This is a genomic window from Desertibacillus haloalkaliphilus (assembly GCF_019039105.1).
Lineage (GTDB): Bacteria > Bacillota > Bacilli > Bacillales > KJ1-10-99 > Desertibacillus > Desertibacillus haloalkaliphilus.
Window position 1 is genome coordinate 22209 of the sequence record NZ_JAHPIV010000006.1, and the last position, 23627, is coordinate 45835.

The window sequence follows — 23627 nt, forward strand, 5'->3', positions numbered from 1 at the left end:
AAAGTGGTGCAGACACCTTCGTGCCTGCACCACTTTTTGTTTTATTAAGAAATGATATGTGCTGTTACCATGCCTTCAATTTGATTGATGTTTTCTTCTAGCTTAGGAATTACATCGCCGTTTACATCATTTTCAATATCAATGATCGTATACGCGTAATCGCCACGGCTACGGTTGACCATGTCAGCGATGTTCAAGTTAAAGCTAGAGATTGATGCAGTGATCTGCCCAACCATGTTTGGAACGTTTTTGTGGAATGCCGCCACACGTTTTTTCCCTGTGTAAGGAAGAGACGCGTTTGGAAAGTTCACTGAGTTTTTAACGTTTCCTGTTTCAAGAAATTCCTTCACTTGGCGCGCTGCCATAACCGCACAATTTTCCTCAGACTCTTTCGTAGATGCACCAAGGTGTGGGATCGGAACTGCATTTTCCATTTTTAGGATATTTTCATTTGGGAAATCGGTAATATACTTACCTACAATGCCACCCTCAAGAGCAACGGCCATATCCTCTTCATTCACAAGCTCACCGCGTGAGAAGTTTAAAATATGAACGCCTGGTTTCATAAGGCCGAATGTTTCTTCGTTAAACATGCCGCCAGTTTTTTCAGTGAACGGAACGTGTACTGTGATGTAATCAGCGTTCGCAAACACCTCTTCGATTGACATCGCACGTTGGACATTTCGAGACAAGTTCCAAGCCGTATCAACAGAAATGAACGGATCAAAGCCGATAACGTCCATATCTAAGTCAAGTGCATCATTGGCAACAAGTGCACCGATTGCACCTAAACCAATGACACCAAGTGTTTTTCCTTTAATTTCTTTACCAACGAACTGTTTCTTACCTGATTCAACTAGCTTTGGCACTTGGTCCCCTTCACCTTCTAATGTTTTTGTCCAGGCGACACCGTCAAATAGGTTACGAGATGATGCCATTAATGTCGTTAGGACAAGCTCTTTAACAGCATTGGCATTAGCGCCAGGAGTGTTAAATACAACAATCCCTTCTTCTGTACACTTGTCTACCGGAATGTTATTCACACCCGCGCCCGCACGTGCGATTGCTTTTAAGTTATCGCCGAATTCCATCTCATGCATGTTATAGCTACGAAGAAGGTAAGCATCTGGATTCTCACTGTCATTGTCGATCGTATAGTGATCATTGAATACATTTAGACCACGTTCTGCAATATTATTCAATGTTTTAATTGTTTTTACTTTCTCTAAAGTTAGTGTGCTCATAGTGAATTTCTCCTCTTTCCTTTTTTAAAATGTCTTCAAACCTAGTGACCTTCTGCATCAATTAATTGGTTGAAATCTTGTATTTACCAATACTATTAGAATCGACCAATCCCCCCTTAATAGCAGAAAAAGGCAAGGGACACTTTCCCTTACCTTTGCCCAGGCGAACGGCTACGACACTATGTGCTCCCTCGCGGTTCTCCGCGTTTTCGCCAGTCACACATAGCCTGTTAATTTCTTTTATCATATCAAATTCTCTACTAACCTTCAACCCTGAATTTTCAAAAAAAAAGAAGAGGGTGCCTGGCACCATCGCTTGGTGCCAGGCACCCCCTATGGCACCCTCCCCTCTTAATAATCAGTGAAATAGCCTGAAAGTGGTACGCTCGGGATGTCATACCAACGATCAGCATCTGCCTCTAGCATTTCGCCATTGGCAATGCCTGTAAGCAACGCTTCAATGCCTTCTGTGTTCTGACGAATCAAAGCGCCTCTCGATTTTTGACCAAGGTTACCATCTCTTGTGTTTCCTGATGTTTCAAAGAAAATCGCAGGGTGACTGTGATTTTCAGGGTTCAAATCATTATAATTCAAGCCAAGCATCATCGCTGACACGACTCCACCTTTAATATCAATTTCGTAATAGTTTCCAGGAGAACCTACATTATAACGATCAATGTTGATGTGACCGTACTTACTCAATGCATCGTACACATGAACTTGCATTTTGCGTGTGACTTCATCATAGTCTTCGATATCCGGAAGTGTTGGTCCACCCGGCGCTAGAGAAATCCCTAATGACATCGTCACTGGCTCATCAGAATCATACATCGTTTTTAAGCCTTGGTGATGAATATCAATCGCGTAATCTGGTTTAATATCAGCCCAAAATTCATAAAACGCTCGACTTTCTTTTGCTGCAAAACCATCTTCTGCCCAATCTCGGTTTAAATCAATCGAACCTTCCTCATCTTGAAGGATTGTTCGGCGGATATTCATTTCACTTCCGTCAGGGTTATACATAGGAATGAAATACATCGTTAATTCATCCAAGATCTCTTGATACTTAGCAGATCCATTGCTTCCTAAATTTTTTAAAATCTCAAGCGTCGCTTCTGTACCATAGGGCTCGTCCCCATGAATTCGGCTCTGAACCCATACTTTCGTCGGTCCGTTCCCGACTTTTGCCACATATAAATCTCTACCTTGCTCACTTTTATCGTATTCATACTTGTCCAATTCCGCTAGCGTAAATACGTCGATCTCATTTCGACTCGTATGTACTATCCGGTCTAAACTATTGATCATGTCATCATACGTAATAATACTGTCCATACTCGTCTTTCCATTTGTCGACGGTGCAGGACTAGCCATTGTCGCTGAAGTGAAGATTAAAACAAACACTAAAGGCAAAGCTAGTAAACTTCGAAATAAACCTGTTTTCATCTTAGTTCCCCCTAGAATAGAATATTGTATTAAAGCCATATCGTTTCATATCATTGAAACATGCTCCCCATTCTAGAGGTCTTATGATAAAAATGTTGTAACAATCTGTAGAATTGGTAATTTTAGTATAATGTACTCATCTGACATCGAATAGGTGCTAGTAAACGTAGGTACACCGATTCTGTCACGGCTGTCTCCTCCCAGAAAATAGACCTTTACACCACGACTCATTCCTTACAATTGAAAAAATGCGATTCGACAAAATCTGCGTTGTTCCCCTTCCACAAAAAACAACCCACACCATACAGTGTGAGTCATTTTGTGGTGCCAGGCACCCTCATGTCGGTGCCTGGCACCCATATCTTAATACTTATTAGACTGGCCGCCGTCGATTGGGATGACAGAACCGTTAATGAAGCTTGCTTCTCCTGAAAGAAGGAATGCGACAAGGCTCGCCACTTCTTCAGGCTTACCAAAGCGTTTCATCGGGTTGACACTGACGAACTCTTTGCCTGCCTCTTCCCAATTTTCTCCCGCCATCTGCTTTAAAGAGCCTTCCACCATCGCTGTCATGATCGCACCTGGCGCGATCGCGTTGATGCTGATACCGTACTGCCCATATTCCACTCCAGAGTTTTTCGTTAATCCGACGACACCGTGCTTACTTGCCGCGTATCCTGACTGGTTACCAACTCCGCGAATGCCGCCAACGGAAGCCGTATTAACTATCGCTCCAGACCCTTGCTCTTTCATGACCTCTAACACGTACTTCATGCCATAAAACACACCATTTAAATTGATGTTGACGACCTTACTGAATTCGTCACTACCGTAGTCTTCAGTCAAATTCTGCTTTCCTTCAATTCCAGCATTGTTGAAAAAGCCATCGATTCGGCCGAATTTGTCCTTCGCAAACTGGACGTAATTTTTTACTTCCTCTTCGTTTGCTACATTCGCTTCTACTAATTCAACCTGCGCTCCCGGAATTGCTTCCAAGATTTCCTTTTTGCTTTCCTCAAGAGCTTCTTTATTTAAATCGACAAGCACAAGGTTACCACCCTCTTGTGCAACTCGTACTGCCGCTGCTTTACCAAGACCTGAACCACCGCCTGTGATAATGACTGCTTTATCCTCGTATCGTTTCATGTATATCGACTCCTTTTAAAATGTGATAAAACATTATTAGCTTATATAATAATTGTAAGCGTATGCAGGAAAGCGTCTCAATCAGCAAAACATGATTTTCTGTGGACTACGTCGACAGATTCGGCGATTGTGTTGATATTGTGGTGCCAGGCACCGCTCAAGAGGTGCCTGGCACCCTAATCTCCCTAATCTTAAAACATAAACATCGATTGAATATAATCTCGTAGTACTTCAAATAACATGTCACTCATCATGCCGACCGTTATTATGGTGGCGATGTACGTGAGAATCGTTCCATATACCACATCGAGCCCTTCATGACTGCCTTTTTTAAAACTCGAGATCACTAGCGGCGGAACGGTAAAGATCGAACCGATAAAACCTATGACTAGTAAAAGCAAAAAGAACTCCACTTGTAAGAGAGATAACACGAGTGCCACAGCAAATAATCCTACAAATGGAATGAGGATGGTTCCAAAACGCGATAATACATCCTTATATCCGACATTCACTTTGCCTAGTTTTAGCGCAACAAACGTAAAGGATGCTACTAATAAAATGAAGACGGCATAAGCAAGCGTTGGTTTAACCACAAACGATACAAAAGGGCTATCCATATAACTCAAATAATCTTTAAAACCGAAATATATCATGAGCGGAATAAAAAGAGCGTAAATCGCTACCGTAATCATCGCATTTACAAATTGTTCGCCACCGACGGTTTGTGATTCAGAATAAGGTTTCTTCAACACTTTTATAAAAAAGCCCCAATACGACTTTGAAATTTGTTTCGCCTGTTCCAGATGCTGATTTTGCTGAGTGACTGAGGGTTGTGACTGATAAGTTACCTGAGGTTGATTAGGGGCAGGTTGATAGCTAGCTGCTGGTTCACTTACGAGTTTCGTCCCACATTTCACACAAAACTTTCCCCCATCATTCAGATGATCACAATTCGGACAATTCATGGTGTCGGCTCCTTTCAAACTTTTCCTTTTATAGACCTCGAACACAATCATTTCATAAAAACACCCTACCACTTCAAAGCGGTAGGTCCTCCTGCAGAAAGAAAAACATTAGTGATAACGTTATCTGGTTAATATTAGTGAGATACCTCTGATAATAGTACCAAATGAACAAAAAAATAATTGTAATAATCATGATATTTTTTATTATTATTTACAGAAATAGGTAGTTTTGCATGTTCGTAGACAAGGAGAACAAAACCATTAGACGGGTGCTTTTATGATCGATCACTTTTTTGTGAGGTCTTTCATATGAAAAACAGCTCATACGCTGAGTCCGTCTTCTCCAGATAAATCGCAGGCATAAAGGAGGAAGTGCAATGAACTTTTGCAAAGAGTGTGGCACCAAGCTAAACGAAGAGAACTCTTTTTGTTCGGAATGTGGAACCCCGACCACCTTGAGTAGCGCTACGATTCCCCCACCAAATCAGCAGGGTCCTCGTGAAGCCAAGGTCAAAAAGCGTTCGAAAAAGCAGAAAGTCGTTGTTTCTATTATTTCCATCATAGCCATCTTATCTATTATCACTTATCAGGTAGGGGCATACCTGACGAGTAAGGAAAAGGTAATCGAGACATTCGAAGAGGCGATGATTGCCCAAGACACAGCCACCTTATCCACGCTGATTACTTCAGAAGATCCGCGCTTGGTCATTGATGGCCAAACGATTGAGGGACTAATCACGTTCATCAATCAAACCCCAAGTTATTTTAATGAACTAATGAGCGATTTACATACACAAGCAGCTATAATCGATGAACAAACGAACGATGAAATCGCAGATGGCACTAATTCAAATGAGGATTACTTATTTACGTTAAAAAAATCTGGGAAGACAGCATTCCTTTTTGACCACTACCAGCTCTATATAAAACCCTTTTACCCTACTCTCCATACAAACTATGAAAATGTGACCCTTTCGATTAATGATGAAGATATCGCTACCTCTCACTCTGATTCGTTTCAGCAGGAGTTTGGTCCACTTGCCCCTGGCGTTCATAACGTCGTCGCTCATTACCAAAGCGGTGATCACGACTTTACGATCGAAAAAATGATTAACTCTTTCGATCATGGAGAGTATGCCAATGTGGAACTTTTCTTTGATCCTACCGAGATCGAAGAACAAACTGAAGAAAACCTTCATCAGCAAACACCTGAGATAACTGATCATTCTCAAGAACAAGTGCTGGAGACGAGCATAGAGACGAGTACAGACCCTACCGAGCAAATGACATACCAAAGTCCATCCTACACGTTTAATGAGATTGGTCGTTTTGTGGAGACCTATGTTTATGTCACGGTTGAATCTGTGAATAATGAAGATTTCTCAATTGCTGAACCACTGATCGACCCTAATGGTGATAAATATCAAGAACAGAAGGACTACACGGCTTATTTAATAGACCGGAAAATTACCCAAGAGGTGCTGTCCTTTGAGGTGATTGATGTCGCGCGGATCGATGACCGAACCTATGAAGTCACTGCCATCGATGAATACCGAATCGATTACGGAGATGAAGGGACGACTTCATTCAAAACCTTCAAAAGTCGATTTATCGTTACGATTCTCCCTAACGGAAATCTAGCTTTGAACAAGTTAGTCGAAACAACAGAAATCAACTAAAATTTGTGGAACCTCTGGTGCCAGGCACCCTAATTGTGTAGTTCCATGGTGCCAGGCACCCATAAAAGGCACCCATAAAAAAGAGAGAGCCAACCATTTTTATAAACGATTGACTCTCCTATTTGTGGTGCCAGGCACCGCTCAAGGGGTGCCTGGCACCACCACCACCTGGCACCCCCTTACTCCTCTTTTACTTAACGGCTTGCGGCTTTTTCACTTTTGTTAATTCGCGGTTTAGGCGTCTTAGCATTTGATCTGTGAATAAGTCATCTGCCATTTCTGCCATCATATTGACTTTCATCGATTTCATCATGTCATACATTGGTTTTTCACTGAAGTCGCCAAGGTAATGCACGAGTACTTTTCTCGTTTCTTCATTATCCATTAGCACTTCAAATGTATCTCTTGTTGAGTAGACATCATCTGTGATCGTAACTTCTTCGATTTCCTCGTTGTCATCGAGATCATCTGGCATTGTAAACCAGTTAGCGACAACGCCACCTTTTTCCTCAGGTGCTTCATAGCTTTCGTTTGGCTCGGAAACATACGTAACTAAAGCATGATCTTCAAACGTCTCCGTACCATAGCGGCTGACAACCGTGAGTTTCGTGTTCCCTTCCGTAAGAAGTGGCACATCTTTAAAGATGACACGGCCGTTAAATGGACTTAATGTTTGATAAGGATTTCCATTTACAAGCAATGTAACAGATGGAAGGTTCGTATAAACTTTTACATCCGTCGTTTCAGTTGCACGTTCGATGTAACGTTTACCTGTTAAATGAACAAACTTCTCGTCTGACCAATTCGCTTTATACATATAGAACGCATCTTTTTTGATCTTTCTGTCATACGTGATGAGGCCTTTATTATTTCGACCTTGAACACCGCCTTCATCGCGAATGTTTGCACCGAAGTCAAACATATTCCAGACATATGTGCTCCATAGGAATGGTCGCTCCGCAAAAATATCCCAAACTTTTTCGTGATACAAGGCATGATATTCCTCAGTGTAATCCTTCACTTGCGGATCATCTGTATGGTACTCGATAATACCCTCGGCACCATATTCAGAAATCCCAAGAGGAATGTCTGGATTCTCCTTGTGGAAGCCATCGATAAACGGTGCGAAGTCCTCTGCTTTACCTGTATACCAACCGTAATATTTGTTATAACCGATAATGTCAGTCATGCGGTTATAAGGGTCATCATTTTCAACAAACATCACATTCGCTTGCGTTGTCAGTCTTGTCGGATCAAGTGACTTCGTAAGGTCATGAAGCTCTTGGACAAGTCTGCGAACCTCGGCACGCTCTCCACCAATTTGAATCTCGTTTTGGACGCCCCAGAACATGATTGAAGGGTGATTAAAGTTTTGCTTCACTAATTCACGCATCTGTTGTTTTGCGTTAATCCCCTCAAGTTCACCTTTAGACATGACGGAGATGAACGGAATCTCTGCCCAAATCACCATTCCCTCTTGGTCACATAGGTCATAGAAAAATTGATCGTGCTGGTAATGGGCAAGGCGAATCGATGTTGCTCCAACTTCCTTGATTAATTCCATATCCTCGATATGGTCTTCCTTTGAAATCGCCCAGCCTTTCTCTTTTCGATCTTGGTGACGTGATACACCATTTAAGCGAAGTGGCTGACCATTAAGGATGAATCCTTGCTCTGCATCAACTTCAAAATATCGCACGCCAAAAGGAATTTCCACTTCATCGACCGTGTCGTTAAACGATTGAATTCTAACTGCTGATGTGTATAGGTAAGGATTCTCTTTTCCATTCCATAAGACCGGTGAATCAATACTGAATGGGATTTCAACAACCTCAGTTTGGTATGCCGCCACTTCAACCTCTTTGGCATTGTAAGTAACGACTTTTCCATCGGCATCAAGAATATCGAGCCAAACTCTAACCTTCTTGTCTTCGTCATTCTCATTTGTCAGGCGAGTGATCACTTTTACATCTGCCTGTTGTTCAGTCACTTCCTCTTGGACAACATAAACCCCTTGAGATCCTTCATCCATTAAGTCGACATGGATAGACTCAGTGATAACCAGTTGAACATCTCTGTAAATGCCACCGAAGAATGTGAAATCGGCAACCTGTGGATAAACATCATCAACAACCGTATTATCCACTTTCACCGCAAGCATGTTTTGCCTTCCGAATTCGATCGCATCGGTAATATCGAAGCGGAACGTTGAATAACCGCCACGATGATGCCCTTGATGTTTTCCGTTTACATAAACATCCGTTAAACTATTAGCCCCTTGGAATTCGATAAAAATACGTTTCCCTTCAGGTAGTTCTGGAATATCTAGTGGTCTTCGATACCAGCATGCTCCTTTATAGAACTCAAAACCATTGGCTCCATCAACTGCATTCCAAGAATGGGGCACACTTACATTTTGCCAATCCTTCGTATCATGCACCACTTGCTCAGCACCTGCGACATCTTCCTTCTTAAATACCCAACCTTGATTTATATTAATAATTTCTCTCATTCGTATCCCTCCAGACTTGAATTTAAGCGCATACATTTTTATATCAATTAATGTTTGTTTATTTCTATAATCCTATTGTAACGAAAGAACTTCATCTAGTACTCGGATAAAACTATCAAAAACAGGATTTTTATATCATTTTGAGAGGGGTCTCATTTTAGGGTGCCTGGCACCCTGTTATACACAAGAAATGGTGCCTGGCACCCAAACGGGGGTGACAGGCACCATTAACCCTAGCGTTTATCAAGGTCTGTTGCAATTTCGACCATTCGATCATCATCGAGTTTATAACCGAACTTGAAGATAAGTAGGCAGATAATACATGCAATGGCAGGGAAGAGAACCATCATCGATTGCAATCCGAATAATGTCTCTGCGGACTGCGCAACATTAGGAACATAACCGATAATAACAAGTCCTGTTGCACCTGCCCACCCTGCGATCGCCTGCGATAATTTACGCATAAAGCTGTACAGGGAATACGTTGTTCCTTCTTGACGCACCCCTTCCTTCCATTCACCATAATCGATCACGTCGGAGATAAATGCCCAGACGAGAATGTTCGGGATCAGGATTCCTTTCATTCCGATAACTAGTCCGATCATGATTAACCACGGATTGTCAGGAAGAAAGAAGACGATGAACATGGCAATAGCACCTAAGGCAAAGCTGTATAGTGCCAACGATTTTTTACCGATCTTACGCGATAGTACCGGAATAAGCGGTATAAGGATGAGTATTGTTGCGATATTTATCAAATTATAAACCGGAAATAGCATTTCATTTTCCAAGTAGTGAGTGAAATAATAGACACCGACAGCTTGGTTAATCAAGAGCGTTAATAGAATAAAGAATGACATCGCCGAGAGTGCAAGGAACGGTCCGCTTTTTAAAATTCGAAGCACCATTTCTTTATCAACTTTTTGCAGTCGGGAAGACTCTTTAACAACGATTCGTTCTTTCGTATTTCGGTACGTTAGATAATAAAAGAAAATAGCAATAACCCCAAGCATTGCTGCGACTGCCGGGAAGCCGATCTCCCTTGTCGGGAACAGAGCAACCAGCGGTAACACAACAACACCGATGATAAATGAACCGACCATGCTTCCGAAGCCTCTAAATGATGCAAGCGAAGAACGTTGAACCGGATCGCGAGTCATCGAAGCAGCTAGTGATCCATATGGGATATTAACAGCAGTATAGGCCATTCCAAAGAGAATGTATGTGATGTAAGCGTAAGCAAGTTTTCCACCATCAGAAAGATCGGGAGACATAAAGATAAATACCCCTAGGATTGCGACAGGAAAACCTGCCCATTTCATAAATGGTCGAAAACGTCCTTTCGGGCCATTTTTACTGTATTTGTCAATCAGTCCACCCATGATTGGATCATTAATGGCGTCAAAAACTCGTGCTAGTAAAAATAACAAACCAACCGCCGCTGCACCAATTCCAAATACATCTGTATAAAAGACCATCAAATACGTCGAAACCATAGCAAAAGTTAAATTATTGGCAGCGTCCCCAAGACCGTACGACAATTTTTCTTTAAAAGGGAGTTTTTCATTTGCTGTGTTGTTATTTTCCGTCATATCATTCGTGATTTTTGGTTCCCCCATTTTGTATTCTCCTTTCATTATACCCGTTGTAATCGTTTTCTTACATTTAGTATAATGAAAACGTATACATAACAGTAGGACTTTTATTGCATAAACCGAACTATTATTGCCCGTAAAGGATGTGGAAAAATGTCTCACTCTAACCATGCTGAAAACTTATTAGTCATGCTTCACGAAATAACAGATTTAAATGTTGTTCTGTTTCAAGACTCAGGTGTTGAAGTGTTCAGAGAAGAATCTGTTCATTTTCCTGAAGAAGTCATGAAACTATATAATGCTGATTTGAACGCTTTGTTCAAGTTGCTGCTTGAAAAGGACTCAGGTGTTTATGAATTTGATAGTACTTGGCAGTATAAGTTGCTCGGGAAAACGATCGAGGTTGACGGCTTACGGTATGTACTGATTGTTGGTCCATTTTTGATTGAAACGATTGATGTCTTTCAACACTCATTAGAACGAGGACTTAGTCATGACCAGCACCTCCAACTCCAATTTATTGCTGAGCAACTACCAATTATATCACCGATGAAAATGAACGCTTATGGAAAATTGATGTCTTTAGAACCTACCGTTTTTGATGAAAACTTCAAGATCCATGCCATCGATACAGGCGAGAAAAAGAAGAATCAAGACACACCTAATCAGATCGTGAAGATGAAAGAGACAGATATCGAGCTGATTGAGCTTCGCTATAAGATTGAGGATCAGTTGTTGGAGCAGGTCAAAAAAGGAAACAGTGCTGAGGCCGAACGACTAGTGATAGAATCATACAACTATTTTAATTTTGAGGAAAGAATGCCTAAACAGCCGATCCGTCTCTTGAAAAACCTATCGATTATCTTTCATACGCTTGTACGGAGAGAAGCTAGAAATGCAAAAGTTCCAGCCATCCTGGTTCATCGTACGTCAGAAAAATTTGCACGAGAAATTGAAGAATTAAAAAGAGTTTCTGAATTTGAAGAACTAAGAAGAAGAATGATCAAAACATACGCTGATTTATCAAAATCAGAAGCGTTGAGTGGCTATTCAGGAACCGTCCGAAAAGTGATCGAACATTTACAAGTTCATTTTGACCGGCCATTAAATAAAGATGAGTTAGCAGAAAAGTGTTATGTTCATCCTAGCCATTTGTCGAGGAAATTCAAGCAAGAAACAGGAATGACCGTGAAAGAATATCAACAGAAAATTCGCATTGAACGAGCGATTGAAATCCTTGATAATGAAAAGTTATCGGTTGAAGAAGTGGCCTGGTTTATCGGCTATGAAGACCCCTCCTACTTCACACGAGTCTTTAAGAATAAAACAGGCCTAACCCCATCTGACTACAGACTAAGACGCACCAAAACAAAGTGAATGGTGCCTGGCACCCTGTAGGGGGTGCCTGGCACCATTTTCACAACAATGATGATACCACCAGGTTAATCGCTGCTATTGCAACGACAATGGCTGATATTTTTTTGATATTTTGTTGAGGAATCTTTGCGAAGAAATGAACACCTAGACGCGAACCTACAATAACACTCACAAGCCCAATGGCAAAATAACCTAAAAACTCAAGCGAAAAGTCACCATTGACGCCATGTAGCGTTGCTGTAATGAAGTTCGTAAACAAAAATGAGATTTGTAGATTCGCACTGTATGCATACTTATTATCATGAAAAAGCAATAAGTAATAAAACACAAAAAACGGCCCGCCTACCGCATAAATGCCACCGATAAGACCCCCACCTAGTCCTAGAATAATCGGAAGCCACGTATTATTTACCTTCCTATCAGGGTTCGGTGGTTTACTGCGAAATAAATAAATGACCACACAAATTAAAAAGATACCAAGAAACACTTTTAAAATGTCTTGGTCCCCATACTGATCTAAAATGAAGAATGCGCCGATACGACCAACGAGCGCAGCGGACAAAATCACAACTAATGACCGCCATACAATATGCTTAAATAATTGCAATGCGATGCTGACTGAGAGAACAAGTGCTAATGACACAACGAGCAGCGTACTTTCTTTGACTGTAAACAATAATGGTAAAAAGCCCATCGCTAACAGTCCGAAACCAAAGCCACTCACTCCTTGAACGAAACTTCCCACAAACAGGATCAAAAATACGATTAACCATTCTATCCCCATAAAACGAGCGAACCTTTCTTTAGTGAAGTATCTTACTATAGGATTATATCACCCTATTATAACAGAATTGGTAATCCCACTAGATAAAGCTTCTACTAAGTGTTTCTCAGTTGTATATGCAAAGCGCATTTTGATTGTATTTCTTATTAAACTAAAACAGGATCGCTTAACAATTGTCATATAAACAGCGAAAATGCCCTTCATCTGCTTCATGAAGGACATTTCTCACCCTCTTCTAGCTAGATTTGTCCTTCATCTGCTTCATGAAAGACATTTCTCACCCTTTTCTAGCTTGCTTTGTCCTTCATCTGCTTCATGAAAGACATTTCTCCCCCTTTTCTAGCTTGCTTTGTCCTTCATCTGCTTCATGAAGGACATTTCCCTTGTTATCCTTACTAGATTTATCCTTCATCACACTTATGAAGGACATTTCTTACCCTCTTCTGCATACTTTTGTCCTTCATCCATATAATAGTGCCAGGCACCACCCGTTGGGTGCCTGGCACCCCATCACAATCACCCCATCAGATCTTCTCCGCCGTTCCGCTGATGATTTTTAATTGGTCATTTTCATAGCCGACCTGATACGTCACTTTATACTTACTGATCACGGTTACACCATCCCGGCTTTCTTCAGCACTAATGACGGCGACAACGGAAACATAATTACCATCTTCCCAAGCGTCCATCTCATCAATCGTAACAAACCTCGTATTTAAATAGCCCTCACGGAATGAGTCATAACTTGTACCCGTTTGCCAGTTATGCCCGAGTAGCGAGTAGGCGGTGACGTAATCATTTAAGTTGATACTTTCATAGAAGTAATAAATCAAGTACGTAGCAAGATCGATTTCCGACACATGATCGTACCCATAATCCATATACCCTGCAACATTAGGTAAAGAACTAAGCGGCGATGCGGACCAGCCTTCAAGCATCGTGATCACACTAGACATCGGGATGCTAAATCCAATGGTACCCTGGTCCATACCTGCAGAGTTGATCCCTAACACCTCACCCGTTTGCAAGTCAACAAGCGGTCCACCGCTATTACCAGGAGCGATCGGCGCAGATATTTGATAGACATTGTCATAATGATACGGTCCAAGTTCAAACGAACGATCGACACCGCTAATGATTCCTGTTGTTACTGTATTTTGCAAGCCTAGTGGACTTCCTAAGGCGATCACTTCATCTGCAATTTCAGCGTTTCGTTCAGCCGCAAGTGGTAGCGGTTCTACCCCCTGTAAATCCGGTACACGCACAACCGCAACATCGGTGTCCGTACTGATGCCAATCACCGTTCCCTCATACTCCCGATCATCCGCCATTCGAACGGTTACTTTTTCGGTACCGGCGACGACATGGGCATTGGTCACGATATCGCCTTTATCATTATATAAAAAACCTGATCCCGCTGAACCAGTCGATCCAACCTCAATCATAACAACTAATTGTTGCGTGTTTTGAATCACCGCTTTTGGATCGAATGAGTTTTCTCCTTCACTTTCACCCACTATTTCCTCGTCCGCCATATACACCGATGTCACAGCAACTTGATTGGGAATGGAATCAGCTAAATAAAAATAACCACCAACACCAAGCGCCCAGATCAAAACTGTAACCAAAATACTTATTACCCATTTTGTATTCATGTTCCCCACCCTTTAATCAAGATACCAAGTGGCGTCCTCTATACTAATTTCCATATTTTCATAGACTCCATAAAATGTTCCCGAAAAATAGCCGACCTCACCTGGCTCTATATAATATGGATAGACGGAAACCAAAGAACCACCAAGATAGATTCCCTCATGATCATAGACAGAAGCATAAAGCTCGACAGAATAGATCGGTTTCGTGGCGGTATTTTTTATTTCGCCATGAAAGTAAAGATCGCCCCACTCATCAAGATTGGAATCCATAGACACCACTTCTACTGCATCGGTTCGATTTTTTAAATCCTCTTCGGCTGCGGCTATCATCGCCTGTTCGATCCGCTGCTGCTCTGCTTGTTGAAAGGCGATTTGGTCATGTTCTATTTTTTCTCTAAAATTAAGTAGCTTCTCACTATCGGCTGCATGTTGAAGCCCTTTTTCCACATGATTTGAAGCCCCTGAGAAATCATGCTGCTGTAAAAGAGCACTCGCTTGTTCATACGTCACATCAACAATTTTAGTAATGATCTGTTCCTTGATAAGCCCAGCACCCTCTGTTCCCACTGATGATACTTCCGATAATTTAGTTGCTAGCTGTTCATAGGTTGTTAATTCGTCCAACTCATCCCTGATCAAAGCAACCGTCAACCGATCTTCGCTTTCTTGTACCATCGTGTGCAACGGCTGATAGAGTTCATTTGTCTCCTCGTTCAACTTCGCATTCAAATCTAGTAAATTCTCTGAGGCCTCATCGAATGATTTCTCTTGTAATAAAGAATCAACTTCTAGCAAATCCTGTTCGTACTGACTAGCCTTTTCAACGAGCAGCATGAACTGTTCGAGCTCCACATGTTCTGGACGTGTGTGCAAGGCACTTGATAATCGAGAAGCGGCCTCACTATAGTTCGACTCACTTAGCAATTGATCAACCTCTGTCACAATCGCATGCACTTGTTCATTTTTATTTGTTTCAGTGATATAAAAATAGCCGAGACCAAATCCAATAAGAATCATGCTAACAACTGGAATGAACCATTGGTATGCGCGACTCGATGAGGTTTGATCTTGATCCGTTTGCTTCTCTTCCACCCGTTTTTTTGCATCCGTATCTACAAACTCCGTCCCACAATTGGAGCAAAACTGAGCATTTTCAACCCTTTTTTGACCACAAGAATGGCAGTACATCCGTCTCTCCCCCTGTTCCCCATTTGCCTCTATTATAACTGCTTTTAGATCAAAAGTCATAGACAATTAGACTCTTACATAAAATGGGAGGTCGGTGCCAGGCACCATTTATTTGGTGCCTGGCACCCTCTAAACAAAAAAATTCACACCATACAATGTATAGTGTGAACCATTCGACAAAATCCGAGCAGTGCCTGGCACCCTGATTAGGCACCCTGATTAATCCTGCTGCTCCTCAGCGGTCTGATCGCCTTCTACTGCATTTACCTCTTATCCGTTCGTATCATCTACTTTATCCTTCCCCTTCACAATGCACACTGCAAATGGACAAAACTAGTGATTTTGTCCATTAAAGGGGTCTGACCCCTTCAACGCTTTACCGCTTTAATGAACAATCTCCTGCTTAATTTCTGCACTCTTGTCTGCTTGGCTCCATGTCACAGAAGCACCGAGCATTTCTGACACAAAACGAAGCGGAACGAATGTGACACCTTTTCTTATTTCCGGAGCTGTATCCATACCGACAGACGTACCGTTAACTATGGCTTCATTTTCGCCCGCTTTCATCGTGATTTTAATTTCATCATCAGTGATCGTAATTTCACGTGTATTCCCATCCCAACGAACATCTTTACGAAGATGCTCACTGACTATTCTTAGAGGGACCATTGTTCGGTTTGACTCAACAAACGGTCGTTCACCATGCTGCAAGTAGTCAATCTCTCCGTCAACAACAATTCTCCCAGGTGTCGTAAGCGTTAGTAAAAGCGAGATTTCCTCTACTTCCCCGTCATAATAATGTTCGTTCAGTTCAAAAAAGTCTACATCAAAAGTTAATGTTTCCTCTGCACCGTTTCGGGATTTAACTCCTTTCACATCGACCGTATAGACTCCTTCATAGCTCGAAATTCCTTCAGGGCGAAAAATAATTGCATTGTTTAGTCCATAGTTTCCATGATCGACCGTAAAGTACGCTTCAGAGCTCGTTATTTCTGAGTCCTCATGATTCATCACCCACTTTTCACCGTCAGACTCCCGTGTAATCGTCACTTCAATATCTTTAGCATTAGGTCTCTGATAGTGTTCAAGATTCAGAGAGACCGACCATGGATGATTACCACCAAATAACTCTGACGGAAACTCCCCAGCGGGCCAAGTGATGTGGTCATAATTAAAAGATTGCCCACGGCTTCGATCAAATACTTGCATAGCACCATATGAATCTACTAATCCAAAGCCAACTTTCTTAAGAGGCGGATGTAAAATCCAACGACGATGACCAACACGGTCCATATTCCTCCCGATATCGGGCATGTACCCATTTAAGACATTATGCGCTAAGTCTCTCCTTCCCACAGACAAGTTACTACTTGATGTCGAGCCATAGCCACGATCGTACATTTCATCACTCATATCTTCAGGTTGTGACGGATAATGAGTCAACTCACCGATTGCTGCTAGTACAAGCGCCCCATGTTGGGCTGAATCATTTAAGTCCTCATCTAAAACAACATCACCAGGCAACCCGGCTAACAGCCTCACAAAGTTGGTGGAGAGCAATGCCTTTTCTAACATGTTTTCACTCACTACACCAAGTTCATACGGATAGATACTATTTGGGTCCTCGTCATGGGTGATGGAAACATCGATGCTTTGCATTTCATTCCATATTTCTTTCATTTCATCTCTATCAATAAATTCTAGGTCATCCGCCAATACGGGTGCCCCAACAGTCAAATCCATAATGAAAAACACAACAAAAACCGAAAAAATAACTGACTTCCATTTCCTTTTCATTAGTTTCTCCCTCACTTTTCACAAATAACTTGTCTTATTCACCGCTTGTTATCCACAATTAAAATCATCACATTCCTATCAGCTGTTAGCGTCCATGCATACTAGTTATTATTAATAGACTGACTTTTAGTATGAATGATTACAAAACGCATAAACCATATGATGGCCACAATGAAAATACCAGCAACAATCAACCATGTGACGTCGTAATTCCAATGAAAGACTTCTAGGACTAGTGTTTTCACATAATGACCAAAGGCAATATATAATAAGGTAATCATCCAAAACACAAACATTAAATCACTAACAACAATAAGTAACCTTGATAACGAATAATCTCTCGGTCTTAGCAGCCTAATAATTTCATCCTGAGACTCAGTTACTTTTTGATAGAGCTTGTCATACCCATACAATTGCTCAAAATAATCTTTTGCTTTTACTTCCCAACTCTCTTGCCAGGCTTTACTACCACGGTTAGCCAATGTCCAAATAAATGAAAGAGCCACCCCCATTAATGCAGACATAAAGGTTAACAAAACATTTTTATCGTACAAACTAGCTACAGCAACAAACAGAGCCGCAATAAATCCCCAAAAAAACAACGCTCGCTTCCAAAGTAATTCAATTTCAAACTTGCGATTATCAATGGCAATTTCTAAACATTTTTTGAGACATTGCTCATCAAGCTGCTCCCGTTTCTCCTCTACTTCATTCCCCATCATTACACCTCTAAGCTCTTTTCTAATTACAATGTAATAGTACTATTTATCGTACCATAATTTACTAGTTAACCACACAAAAAAAGGCGATTATAGGCTAATCCATGTTCTAATTTCCCTTATTGTATTGCCTCCCCCTAGACGTGAACATTAAAAAATGAGTGGCATAAAAACCACTCACTTTTACTCTCTATTTGATTCAATTTAATGTTCTGATTAAATTTCTTCCTTCACCTTTTCTTGATCAACTTGCTGCTCCTCAGCTGTCTGATCGTCTTCTTCACTTATCTCTTCTTGACCATCCGACGACTCTTCATTCGACTGATCGCCTTCTTCTTCTCTTATCTCTTCTTGGCCATACGACGACTCCTCATTCGACTGATCGTCTTCTACTTCATTTCCTTTTTCTTGACCATCCGGCGACTCCTCATCCGTCTGCTCATCTTCTACTTCATTTCCTTTTTCTTGACCATCCGGCGACTCCTCATTCGACTGATCGCCTTCTACTTCATTTGCCTCTTCTTGGCCATCAGGCGACTCCTCAGTTGTCTGCCCGTCTTGGTCTTCATTTAGCTCTTGACCGTTCGTATCCTCACCTTGTTCTTCTGTTGCTTCTTCAAAATCAATAGATTGTATGCGTTGAATTAATGCGGCAAACTCAGCCCTTGTTAGAGGGTCCTTTGGGTTGAAAAAGCCATTTGGACCTCCTCTGAAAATACCTTTTTCGTTTGTATATGAAATCGCATTTGCTGACCAACGCGATGGGTCAACATCAGGGAAAGGTTTTTCTTCTGTCATTGATGCCTGTCCATTGAAAATTCGCGTTAAAATCACTGCTATTTCCTCTCTCGTCACTGGGGTATTCGGGTTAAAACGATTGGCATGCGTCCCTTTCATAATGCTGTGATGCTTCATCGCTTCGATTGATCCATATGCCCAATGACTTTCAGAAACATCAGAGAAACTTGAGTTTGCAGGCGCGTTTGTTGAATAAGAGAAAAGCCTTGAGATCACAACGGCTGCCTGAGCTCTTGTGATCGGTGCACTTGGTGAGAAATACAAATCATCTGTACCAACCATAATTTTGTTTTCAAACGCAAAATCAATGACACTTCTTGCCCAATGTGTATTGGAGACATCGATAAAGTTTTGTTCATGCAACTTTTCTTCAATATCTGAAATAGACACCCAGCGATCCCCCATGGATGTGGATACTAAATACCAATTCCCTTGTTTCTTATGAGCACTTACAACTTGCGCCGATAGTTTACTAGCAGTTCTTGACTCAAAAGAAGGTGATTTATAAAGGTAGTAATCCTTGTCTAATTGAATGTTCGCTTGAATCGGTATCGTGCTGTCACTGTGAAGATTTTCAGATTTAGAAGCCATCCACAGTCCTACTGTCCTATTTTCGTCCCAAATCCTCGAAAAGTATTCAGGCGGCACATGACGATTTCCAACATAAGGACTGATCTCTGGCGTAAATGCAGGTTTATTAAACTCTTGAATAAACCAATCTGTATAGCCTTTTCCACTAGGATTCGAGACTGGTGGAACCGGAGAATACCCTGTAATAGCACCAAGTTCCCGTACTAGTTGATAATCTCTTGATCTGTACTTGTTATGAAAATGCCAAAAGATAATTTCTCCAGAAGAATGGTAGGAAGAAGCCATGTCCGGTTTTATTTCATAAGTAAAGTCCCTTACGTACTGGGTTTCCTTTTCTTGAAATGGCTGTTGACCTTTATACCCGTGCCAATACGGTCTACTTACTGCAGTTCTAGAATGCCAATTTGCAGGGTATTGTCTATTTAAATCAACACCATTCGCATTCGATTTCCAACGTGTAAAGTCTCTACTTCCATCATTCATGTTGATTAATTGTTGATGCACTTCTTTTGGGAATGCTGATAGACCTTGCTGTTGAAGAGTCACACCGTCAGGATTAACCATCGGAATAAACCATATCGTATATTCGTTTAATAAATCATAGGCGCTATATTTACCAACAAGCGAATCATTTTGATAAGCGTTCGCGTATGTGTCAATCATCTTCATAAGGACTTGAGTCGTCATCCACTCTCTCGCATGGTGAGAACCGTTTAAGAAAATCGTTCGATCTCCATTCCCTAATTTAACCGCCCATACATCTCTGTCGTAATCTGTTTTTCCGAGTGAATGATAGTCAACGATCGATGGATAACGTTCCTTCAATGTTTGTAAATCGTCTACCATGACCGAATAAGTGTATATTCTTTCATTCGCAATTTCAGCATTTGCTTGTAAAGGTTTAAAAGCTAGTAGTAAAAATAAAAAGATTAATAGAACTCGAATCGTATTCTCCCCCTAACAAGTTATATATCTCCTTCTATTTTACCACTACGTGTGTCATAATGTGACGAAATTTATTGGCAAAATAAAAGTTAGGTGCCAGGCACCACTGATGTGGTGCCTGGCACCTACATTAATTGTTGGAGCCATTCTTCAAATTGATCTTTATATTTTTTCATTTTTTTATACTGGTCTTTATAAAAAGTCCCTTCATGTATGTCGTGTTGTACAGCATGCTGTTCGTGAACGTAAGCATACGTTTTTTCTTGTAGATATAAGAGATCTAATTTCAAATTTACATATGTTTCATGATGTTCATCTACTATTGAGTAGTGACTTATTTCTTTTAAAAGCGAGATGTACTTCTCAATATATTGTAAATGATAGTTGATTTGTTCACTTTTTTGTTCGTCTGAAACATCACTCTTTTTTATTTCATAAATAAAATATGTATGTGCGACAACTAAATTCAATACCGAATCAATAAGTCGGTAACTTTTAATAGATTGTGATATATGTTCTCTTTTTTCTTGTATTTTACTACTTTTTAAGCCAAGCATAAGGATAGTCAGTGCGGTTATTCCAATAACTATAGCCATTATGGCTATGAATTCTTGGGTGTTAAAATGATTGAAATAGAAAATGATTGTTTCCAAGTTTACCTCCAATAAATGCTACGATTAATTTTTATATCTATAGTAGCATGTATTGTCGAAATTTGTAACGATAATATAACTTTCTCCATGGTCAATAAGGTGCATGAAATCCGGTGCCAGGCACCCCGCTGAGGGTGCCTGGCACCCAATTATCCACAGCAGGTCGCTTATTCACATAGTTAATAAACTCATTCACGCGAAGGATTGGGCAGTCGTCGTCCTGTCGTCCCATCCACTTTCCAGAAGGGGTCGTTAGGATAACAACAGGTTTAACTTGTTGTTGATATCCCTGACTTACTAAGTAGTTTCTTAGATGCTTGGCATGGTAAAAGGATTGGTGTTGTGGATTCTTAAACGACCGTTTTCTTGCGAACATTTCCCCGACTATTGATCGGGTACCATAACCATCCTTCTCGATGTGGATAAAATCCCCATCAAAAGTTACAATAATCGTAATACCAACTAGCAAGGAGAAGCTCATGTTATTATTCCTAAACTTTTTAAAAAAGAAGAAAAAGAACGAAACCAAACCAAAACAAGCTAATGTAACCTCATCAAAACCAAAAAAGACAAGTGAACAGGTTGCTACTAGAAAAGGTGAAATAGGAGAATATAAGATTGACATTCAACTAGACCAGCTGCCAAAGGATTGTCGTTACTTAAGCGACCTCCTTGTAAAAAACCCCAAAGCAAAGTCAGGATATTCACAAATTGACCATGTGGTTTTAACTCCATACGGCATCTTTGCCATTGAAACCAAGAACTACCAAGGCACCATTTATGGTGGGAAAGATCGAAAAACATGGTTGATTAATGGGAAGTTTAAAATGATGAACCCTTTTGTACAAAACTACGGGCATATTAAGGCTTTAACATCTATAATTGATGAAAAGTACCATGATTTATTTATTTCAATGGTTTCTTTTACAAAACGCTGTACTTTTAAAGTAGACTTAGATTATCGTAAAATAGCTTCCAATGAATTAATCGTATATGACATAGAGCTATCGGATTTTATACATAGGAAAGTTTCTGTATTGAAACTACAATACAAAAAACCACTTCTGAATAAACAAGACGTCTCAGACATTTATAACGCTTTTTCAAAGGCAAACATTTCCGACCCTGAGATTAGAGAAGAACATAAACAGGCATTACAAGCAAAAACCACTTCTGATAAAATCACTAGCCCACAAGCTACTTGTTCCATTTGTAATAAGGCTGTTTCAGAGAAAGTTAAAACTTATTGTCTATCGAATAAGAAATTCAACGGTAAAATCTACTGCTTTGATCATCAGAAGACTGTTCGATAACTTAAAAAATTTGTAGTGTAGTTTTCCGAAAACCTTTATAATTAATTATAGTAGCTATTATATGGGAGCGATTGGATGGTAAGAGGTAAAACTACAAATGGGTTAATGCGCCACCTTAGAGATAAGCATGGCATTGCTATACAGGGAAGTAAAAACAAAAAAGATTTATTAAATATAGGATACTATCACGGCTACAAAGGGTATCGCTTTATTGGTCATTCACAAAATCAAATTCCATATACCAGTTTCGATGAAGTAGTTGGTGTTTATGAATTTGATACTAATTTAAAAACTATCCTATATCCAAGAATAATGTTTATTGAAACAGCCATTAAAAACTATACTCTAAATACCTTAATTGGTATAGGCCCAGTTGATTTTGATTATGTTTTTTCGCATTTGTTAAATGATTACAAGCAAGAAAATACGGGTAATAGTAAATATAGAGATAAGATGAAGAAAAGACTTGATTTAAGAAACAAGATTAACCAACAAATCAGTTATAATTATTCAGAAAAAAAGGCTGTTATTTCACATTTCTTTCATAACAATAAGCCTATACCACTCTGGGCTATATTCGAGGTAATTAATTTAGGTGAGTTTGGATTTTTTCTACAATGTTTAAATCAGGAAACAAGAAAAGCTATAGCAAAAGATTTAGATGTACACACTACCAACCATAACCAAAACGGAAGAATCGTAGAAGATATCATTTTTCTAATTAAGGAACTTCGTAATGCAGTTGCTCATAATTCCGTGGTCTTTGACTGTAGATTCAAAAAAACTAATCCTCCTTCCAGATTAAAGGGATATCTTCAAAGTGAGACAGGCATAGAGAATATTATGTTTGATAACATTGTTGACTATTTTATCATTGTAATCTTTCTGCTAAAAAAGCTCGGTGTTACAAAAACGGAATTAAAACAAATTGTTCGAAAGTTCTATTCTGAATCTGAAAAATTAAGAAGTACAGTACCAGTACCAGTTCACACCTCTATAATGGGGTCCGATTTCAGAAATAAAGTAAACAGTTTAACCACTTATATTTAGGCTTGTACTTTACGAATAAGACAAACTGTAGTATCATAATATATAACTAATAGCGGTGTATAGCTTCGGCTTACACTTAAGGGGACTGGATGCGTCTGGTCCTCTTTTAATTTTGTCTAAAAACATAAATAGCTAAACAACAAAAATGCCACCACAATCATCACTTTGAA

18 protein-coding genes and 1 riboswitch are annotated in these 23627 nt (G+C 40.3%); of the genes, 4 read left to right on the top strand and 14 right to left on the bottom strand.

Annotated elements, in window-relative coordinates; all coding sequences use genetic code 11:
• Positions 1–44: 44 nt before the first annotated feature.
• The 4 genes from KH400_RS07860 to KH400_RS07875 form a co-directional block, all read right to left on the bottom strand.
• Positions 45–1244: a phosphoglycerate dehydrogenase gene (locus tag KH400_RS07860; RefSeq protein WP_217223711.1), complete on the bottom strand. Its 1200-nt coding sequence runs from the start codon at positions 1242–1244 to the stop codon at positions 45–47.
• Between the two features lie 150 nt (positions 1245–1394).
• A riboswitch (ZMP/ZTP riboswitch) is annotated at positions 1395–1474 on the bottom strand.
• A 121-nt stretch (positions 1475–1595) separates the two neighbouring features.
• Positions 1596–2690: a M14 family zinc carboxypeptidase gene (locus KH400_RS07865; RefSeq protein WP_217223714.1), complete on the bottom strand. Its 1095-nt coding sequence runs from the start codon at positions 2688–2690 to the stop codon at positions 1596–1598.
• A gap of 363 nt (positions 2691–3053) precedes the next feature.
• On the bottom strand, positions 3054–3836 hold the full coding sequence (locus tag KH400_RS07870) for a glucose 1-dehydrogenase (RefSeq protein WP_217223715.1): 783 nt from the start codon (positions 3834–3836) through the stop codon (positions 3054–3056).
• A 191-nt stretch (positions 3837–4027) separates the two neighbouring features.
• Positions 4028–4801, bottom strand: a complete 774-nt coding sequence (locus tag KH400_RS07875; protein ID WP_217223717.1) for a zinc ribbon domain-containing protein — start codon at positions 4799–4801, stop codon at positions 4028–4030.
• A 377-nt stretch (positions 4802–5178) separates the two neighbouring features.
• Here KH400_RS07875 and KH400_RS07880 point away from each other — a divergent pair, with 377 nt between their 5' ends.
• Positions 5179–6480 carry a TcaA NTF2-like domain-containing protein gene (locus KH400_RS07880; RefSeq protein WP_217223719.1) on the top strand — a complete coding sequence of 434 codons (1302 nt, stop codon included), beginning with the start codon at positions 5179–5181 and terminating at the stop codon, positions 6478–6480.
• A 190-nt stretch (positions 6481–6670) separates the two neighbouring features.
• On the opposite strand, the gene KH400_RS07885 is transcribed toward KH400_RS07880, so the two are convergent.
• Positions 6671–8992: a glycoside hydrolase family 2 protein gene (locus KH400_RS07885; protein WP_217223721.1), complete on the bottom strand. Its 2322-nt coding sequence runs from the start codon at positions 8990–8992 to the stop codon at positions 6671–6673.
• 233 nt (positions 8993–9225) lie between these two features.
• Positions 9226–10611 carry a glycoside-pentoside-hexuronide (GPH):cation symporter gene (locus KH400_RS07890; RefSeq protein ID WP_217223723.1) on the bottom strand — a complete coding sequence of 462 codons (1386 nt, stop codon included), beginning with the start codon at positions 10609–10611 and terminating at the stop codon, positions 9226–9228.
• A 129-nt stretch (positions 10612–10740) separates the two neighbouring features.
• On the opposite strand from KH400_RS07890, the gene KH400_RS07895 reads away from it, so the two are divergent.
• Entirely contained in the window at positions 10741–11964 is a 1224-nt protein-coding gene (locus KH400_RS07895) for a helix-turn-helix domain-containing protein (protein WP_217223725.1), read from the top strand.
• A 40-nt stretch (positions 11965–12004) separates the two neighbouring features.
• Here KH400_RS07895 and KH400_RS07900 read toward each other — a convergent pair whose 3' ends face one another.
• From KH400_RS07900 to KH400_RS07935, 8 genes are all read right to left on the bottom strand, one after another.
• Positions 12005–12748, bottom strand: a complete 744-nt coding sequence (locus KH400_RS07900; protein ID WP_217223727.1) for a sulfite exporter TauE/SafE family protein — start codon at positions 12746–12748, stop codon at positions 12005–12007.
• A 524-nt stretch (positions 12749–13272) separates the two neighbouring features.
• Complete coding sequence (locus KH400_RS07905) at positions 13273–14403, bottom strand: S1C family serine protease (RefSeq protein WP_217223730.1); 1131 nt, start codon at positions 14401–14403, stop codon at positions 13273–13275.
• Between the two features lie 12 nt (positions 14404–14415).
• Positions 14416–15651, bottom strand: a complete 1236-nt coding sequence (locus KH400_RS07910; RefSeq protein WP_217223732.1) for an FxLYD domain-containing protein — start codon at positions 15649–15651, stop codon at positions 14416–14418.
• Positions 15652–15975: 324 nt separating this feature from the next.
• Positions 15976–17388 (bottom strand): stalk domain-containing protein, encoded by a 1413-nt coding sequence (locus KH400_RS07915; protein WP_217223735.1) that lies wholly within the window; start codon positions 17386–17388, stop codon positions 15976–15978.
• A gap of 101 nt (positions 17389–17489) precedes the next feature.
• A complete protein-coding gene (locus KH400_RS07920; RefSeq protein WP_217223737.1) occupies positions 17490–18110 on the bottom strand; it encodes a RipA family octameric membrane protein in 621 nt (206 codons plus the stop codon).
• A 213-nt stretch (positions 18111–18323) separates the two neighbouring features.
• Positions 18324–20342 (bottom strand): M14 family zinc carboxypeptidase, encoded by a 2019-nt coding sequence (locus KH400_RS07925; RefSeq protein ID WP_281418662.1) that lies wholly within the window; start codon positions 20340–20342, stop codon positions 18324–18326.
• A 224-nt stretch (positions 20343–20566) separates the two neighbouring features.
• The gene (locus KH400_RS07930; RefSeq protein ID WP_217223743.1) at positions 20567–21094 is read right to left on the bottom strand and encodes a hypothetical protein; all 528 of its coding nucleotides are present in this window, start codon (positions 21092–21094) and stop codon (positions 20567–20569) included.
• A gap of 91 nt (positions 21095–21185) precedes the next feature.
• Positions 21186–21575, bottom strand: a complete 390-nt coding sequence (locus KH400_RS07935) for a nuclease-related domain-containing protein (protein WP_217223746.1) — start codon at positions 21573–21575, stop codon at positions 21186–21188.
• On the opposite strand from KH400_RS07935, the gene KH400_RS07940 reads away from it, so the two are divergent.
• Together KH400_RS07940 and KH400_RS07945 are read left to right on the top strand one after the other, a co-directional pair.
• On the top strand, positions 21574–22407 hold the full coding sequence (locus KH400_RS07940) for a nuclease-related domain-containing protein (RefSeq protein ID WP_217223749.1): 834 nt from the start codon (positions 21574–21576) through the stop codon (positions 22405–22407). The two genes, KH400_RS07935 and KH400_RS07940, sit on opposite strands and share 2 nt — an antisense overlap.
• A gap of 75 nt (positions 22408–22482) precedes the next feature.
• A complete protein-coding gene (locus KH400_RS07945) occupies positions 22483–23457 on the top strand; it encodes an Abi family protein (RefSeq protein WP_217223752.1) in 975 nt (324 codons plus the stop codon).
• The last annotated feature ends 170 nt before the right edge of the window (positions 23458–23627 follow it).

Bases quoted from the DNA above. Each gene is read 5' to 3' on its own strand.
- KH400_RS07890 (WP_217223723.1), bottom strand. From the start codon at position 10,611: ATGGGGGAACCAAAAATCACGAATGATATGACGGAAAATAACAACACA.
- KH400_RS07925 (WP_281418662.1), bottom strand. From the start codon at position 20,342: ATGGTAGACGATTTACAAACATTGAAGGAACGTTATCCATCGATCGTT.
- KH400_RS07920 (WP_217223737.1), bottom strand. From the start codon at position 18,110: ATGATGGGGAATGAAGTAGAGGAGAAACGGGAGCAGCTTGATGAGCAA.
- KH400_RS07870 (WP_217223715.1), bottom strand. From the start codon at position 3,836: ATGAAACGATACGAGGATAAAGCAGTCATTATCACAGGCGGTGGTTCA.
- KH400_RS07865 (WP_217223714.1), bottom strand. From the start codon at position 2,690: ATGAAAACAGGTTTATTTCGAAGTTTACTAGCTTTGCCTTTAGTGTTT.
- KH400_RS07910 (WP_217223732.1), bottom strand. From the start codon at position 15,651: ATGACTTTTGATCTAAAAGCAGTTATAATAGAGGCAAATGGGGAACAG.
- KH400_RS07915 (WP_217223735.1), bottom strand. From the start codon at position 17,388: ATGAAAAGGAAATGGAAGTCAGTTATTTTTTCGGTTTTTGTTGTGTTT.
- KH400_RS07885 (WP_217223721.1), bottom strand. From the start codon at position 8,992: ATGAGAGAAATTATTAATATAAATCAAGGTTGGGTATTTAAGAAGGAA.
- KH400_RS07875 (WP_217223717.1), bottom strand. From the start codon at position 4,801: ATGAATTGTCCGAATTGTGATCATCTGAATGATGGGGGAAAGTTTTGT.
- KH400_RS07945 (WP_217223752.1), top strand. From the start codon at position 22,483: ATGGTAAGAGGTAAAACTACAAATGGGTTAATGCGCCACCTTAGAGAT.
- KH400_RS07940 (WP_217223749.1), top strand. From the start codon at position 21,574: ATGTTATTATTCCTAAACTTTTTAAAAAAGAAGAAAAAGAACGAAACC.
- KH400_RS07895 (WP_217223725.1), top strand. From the start codon at position 10,741: ATGTCTCACTCTAACCATGCTGAAAACTTATTAGTCATGCTTCACGAA.
- KH400_RS07860 (WP_217223711.1), bottom strand. From the start codon at position 1,244: ATGAGCACACTAACTTTAGAGAAAGTAAAAACAATTAAAACATTGAAT.
- KH400_RS07935 (WP_217223746.1), bottom strand. From the start codon at position 21,575: ATGAGCTTCTCCTTGCTAGTTGGTATTACGATTATTGTAACTTTTGAT.
- KH400_RS07905 (WP_217223730.1), bottom strand. From the start codon at position 14,403: ATGAATACAAAATGGGTAATAAGTATTTTGGTTACAGTTTTGATCTGG.
- KH400_RS07900 (WP_217223727.1), bottom strand. From the start codon at position 12,748: ATGGGGATAGAATGGTTAATCGTATTTTTGATCCTGTTTGTGGGAAGT.
- KH400_RS07880 (WP_217223719.1), top strand. From the start codon at position 5,179: ATGAACTTTTGCAAAGAGTGTGGCACCAAGCTAAACGAAGAGAACTCT.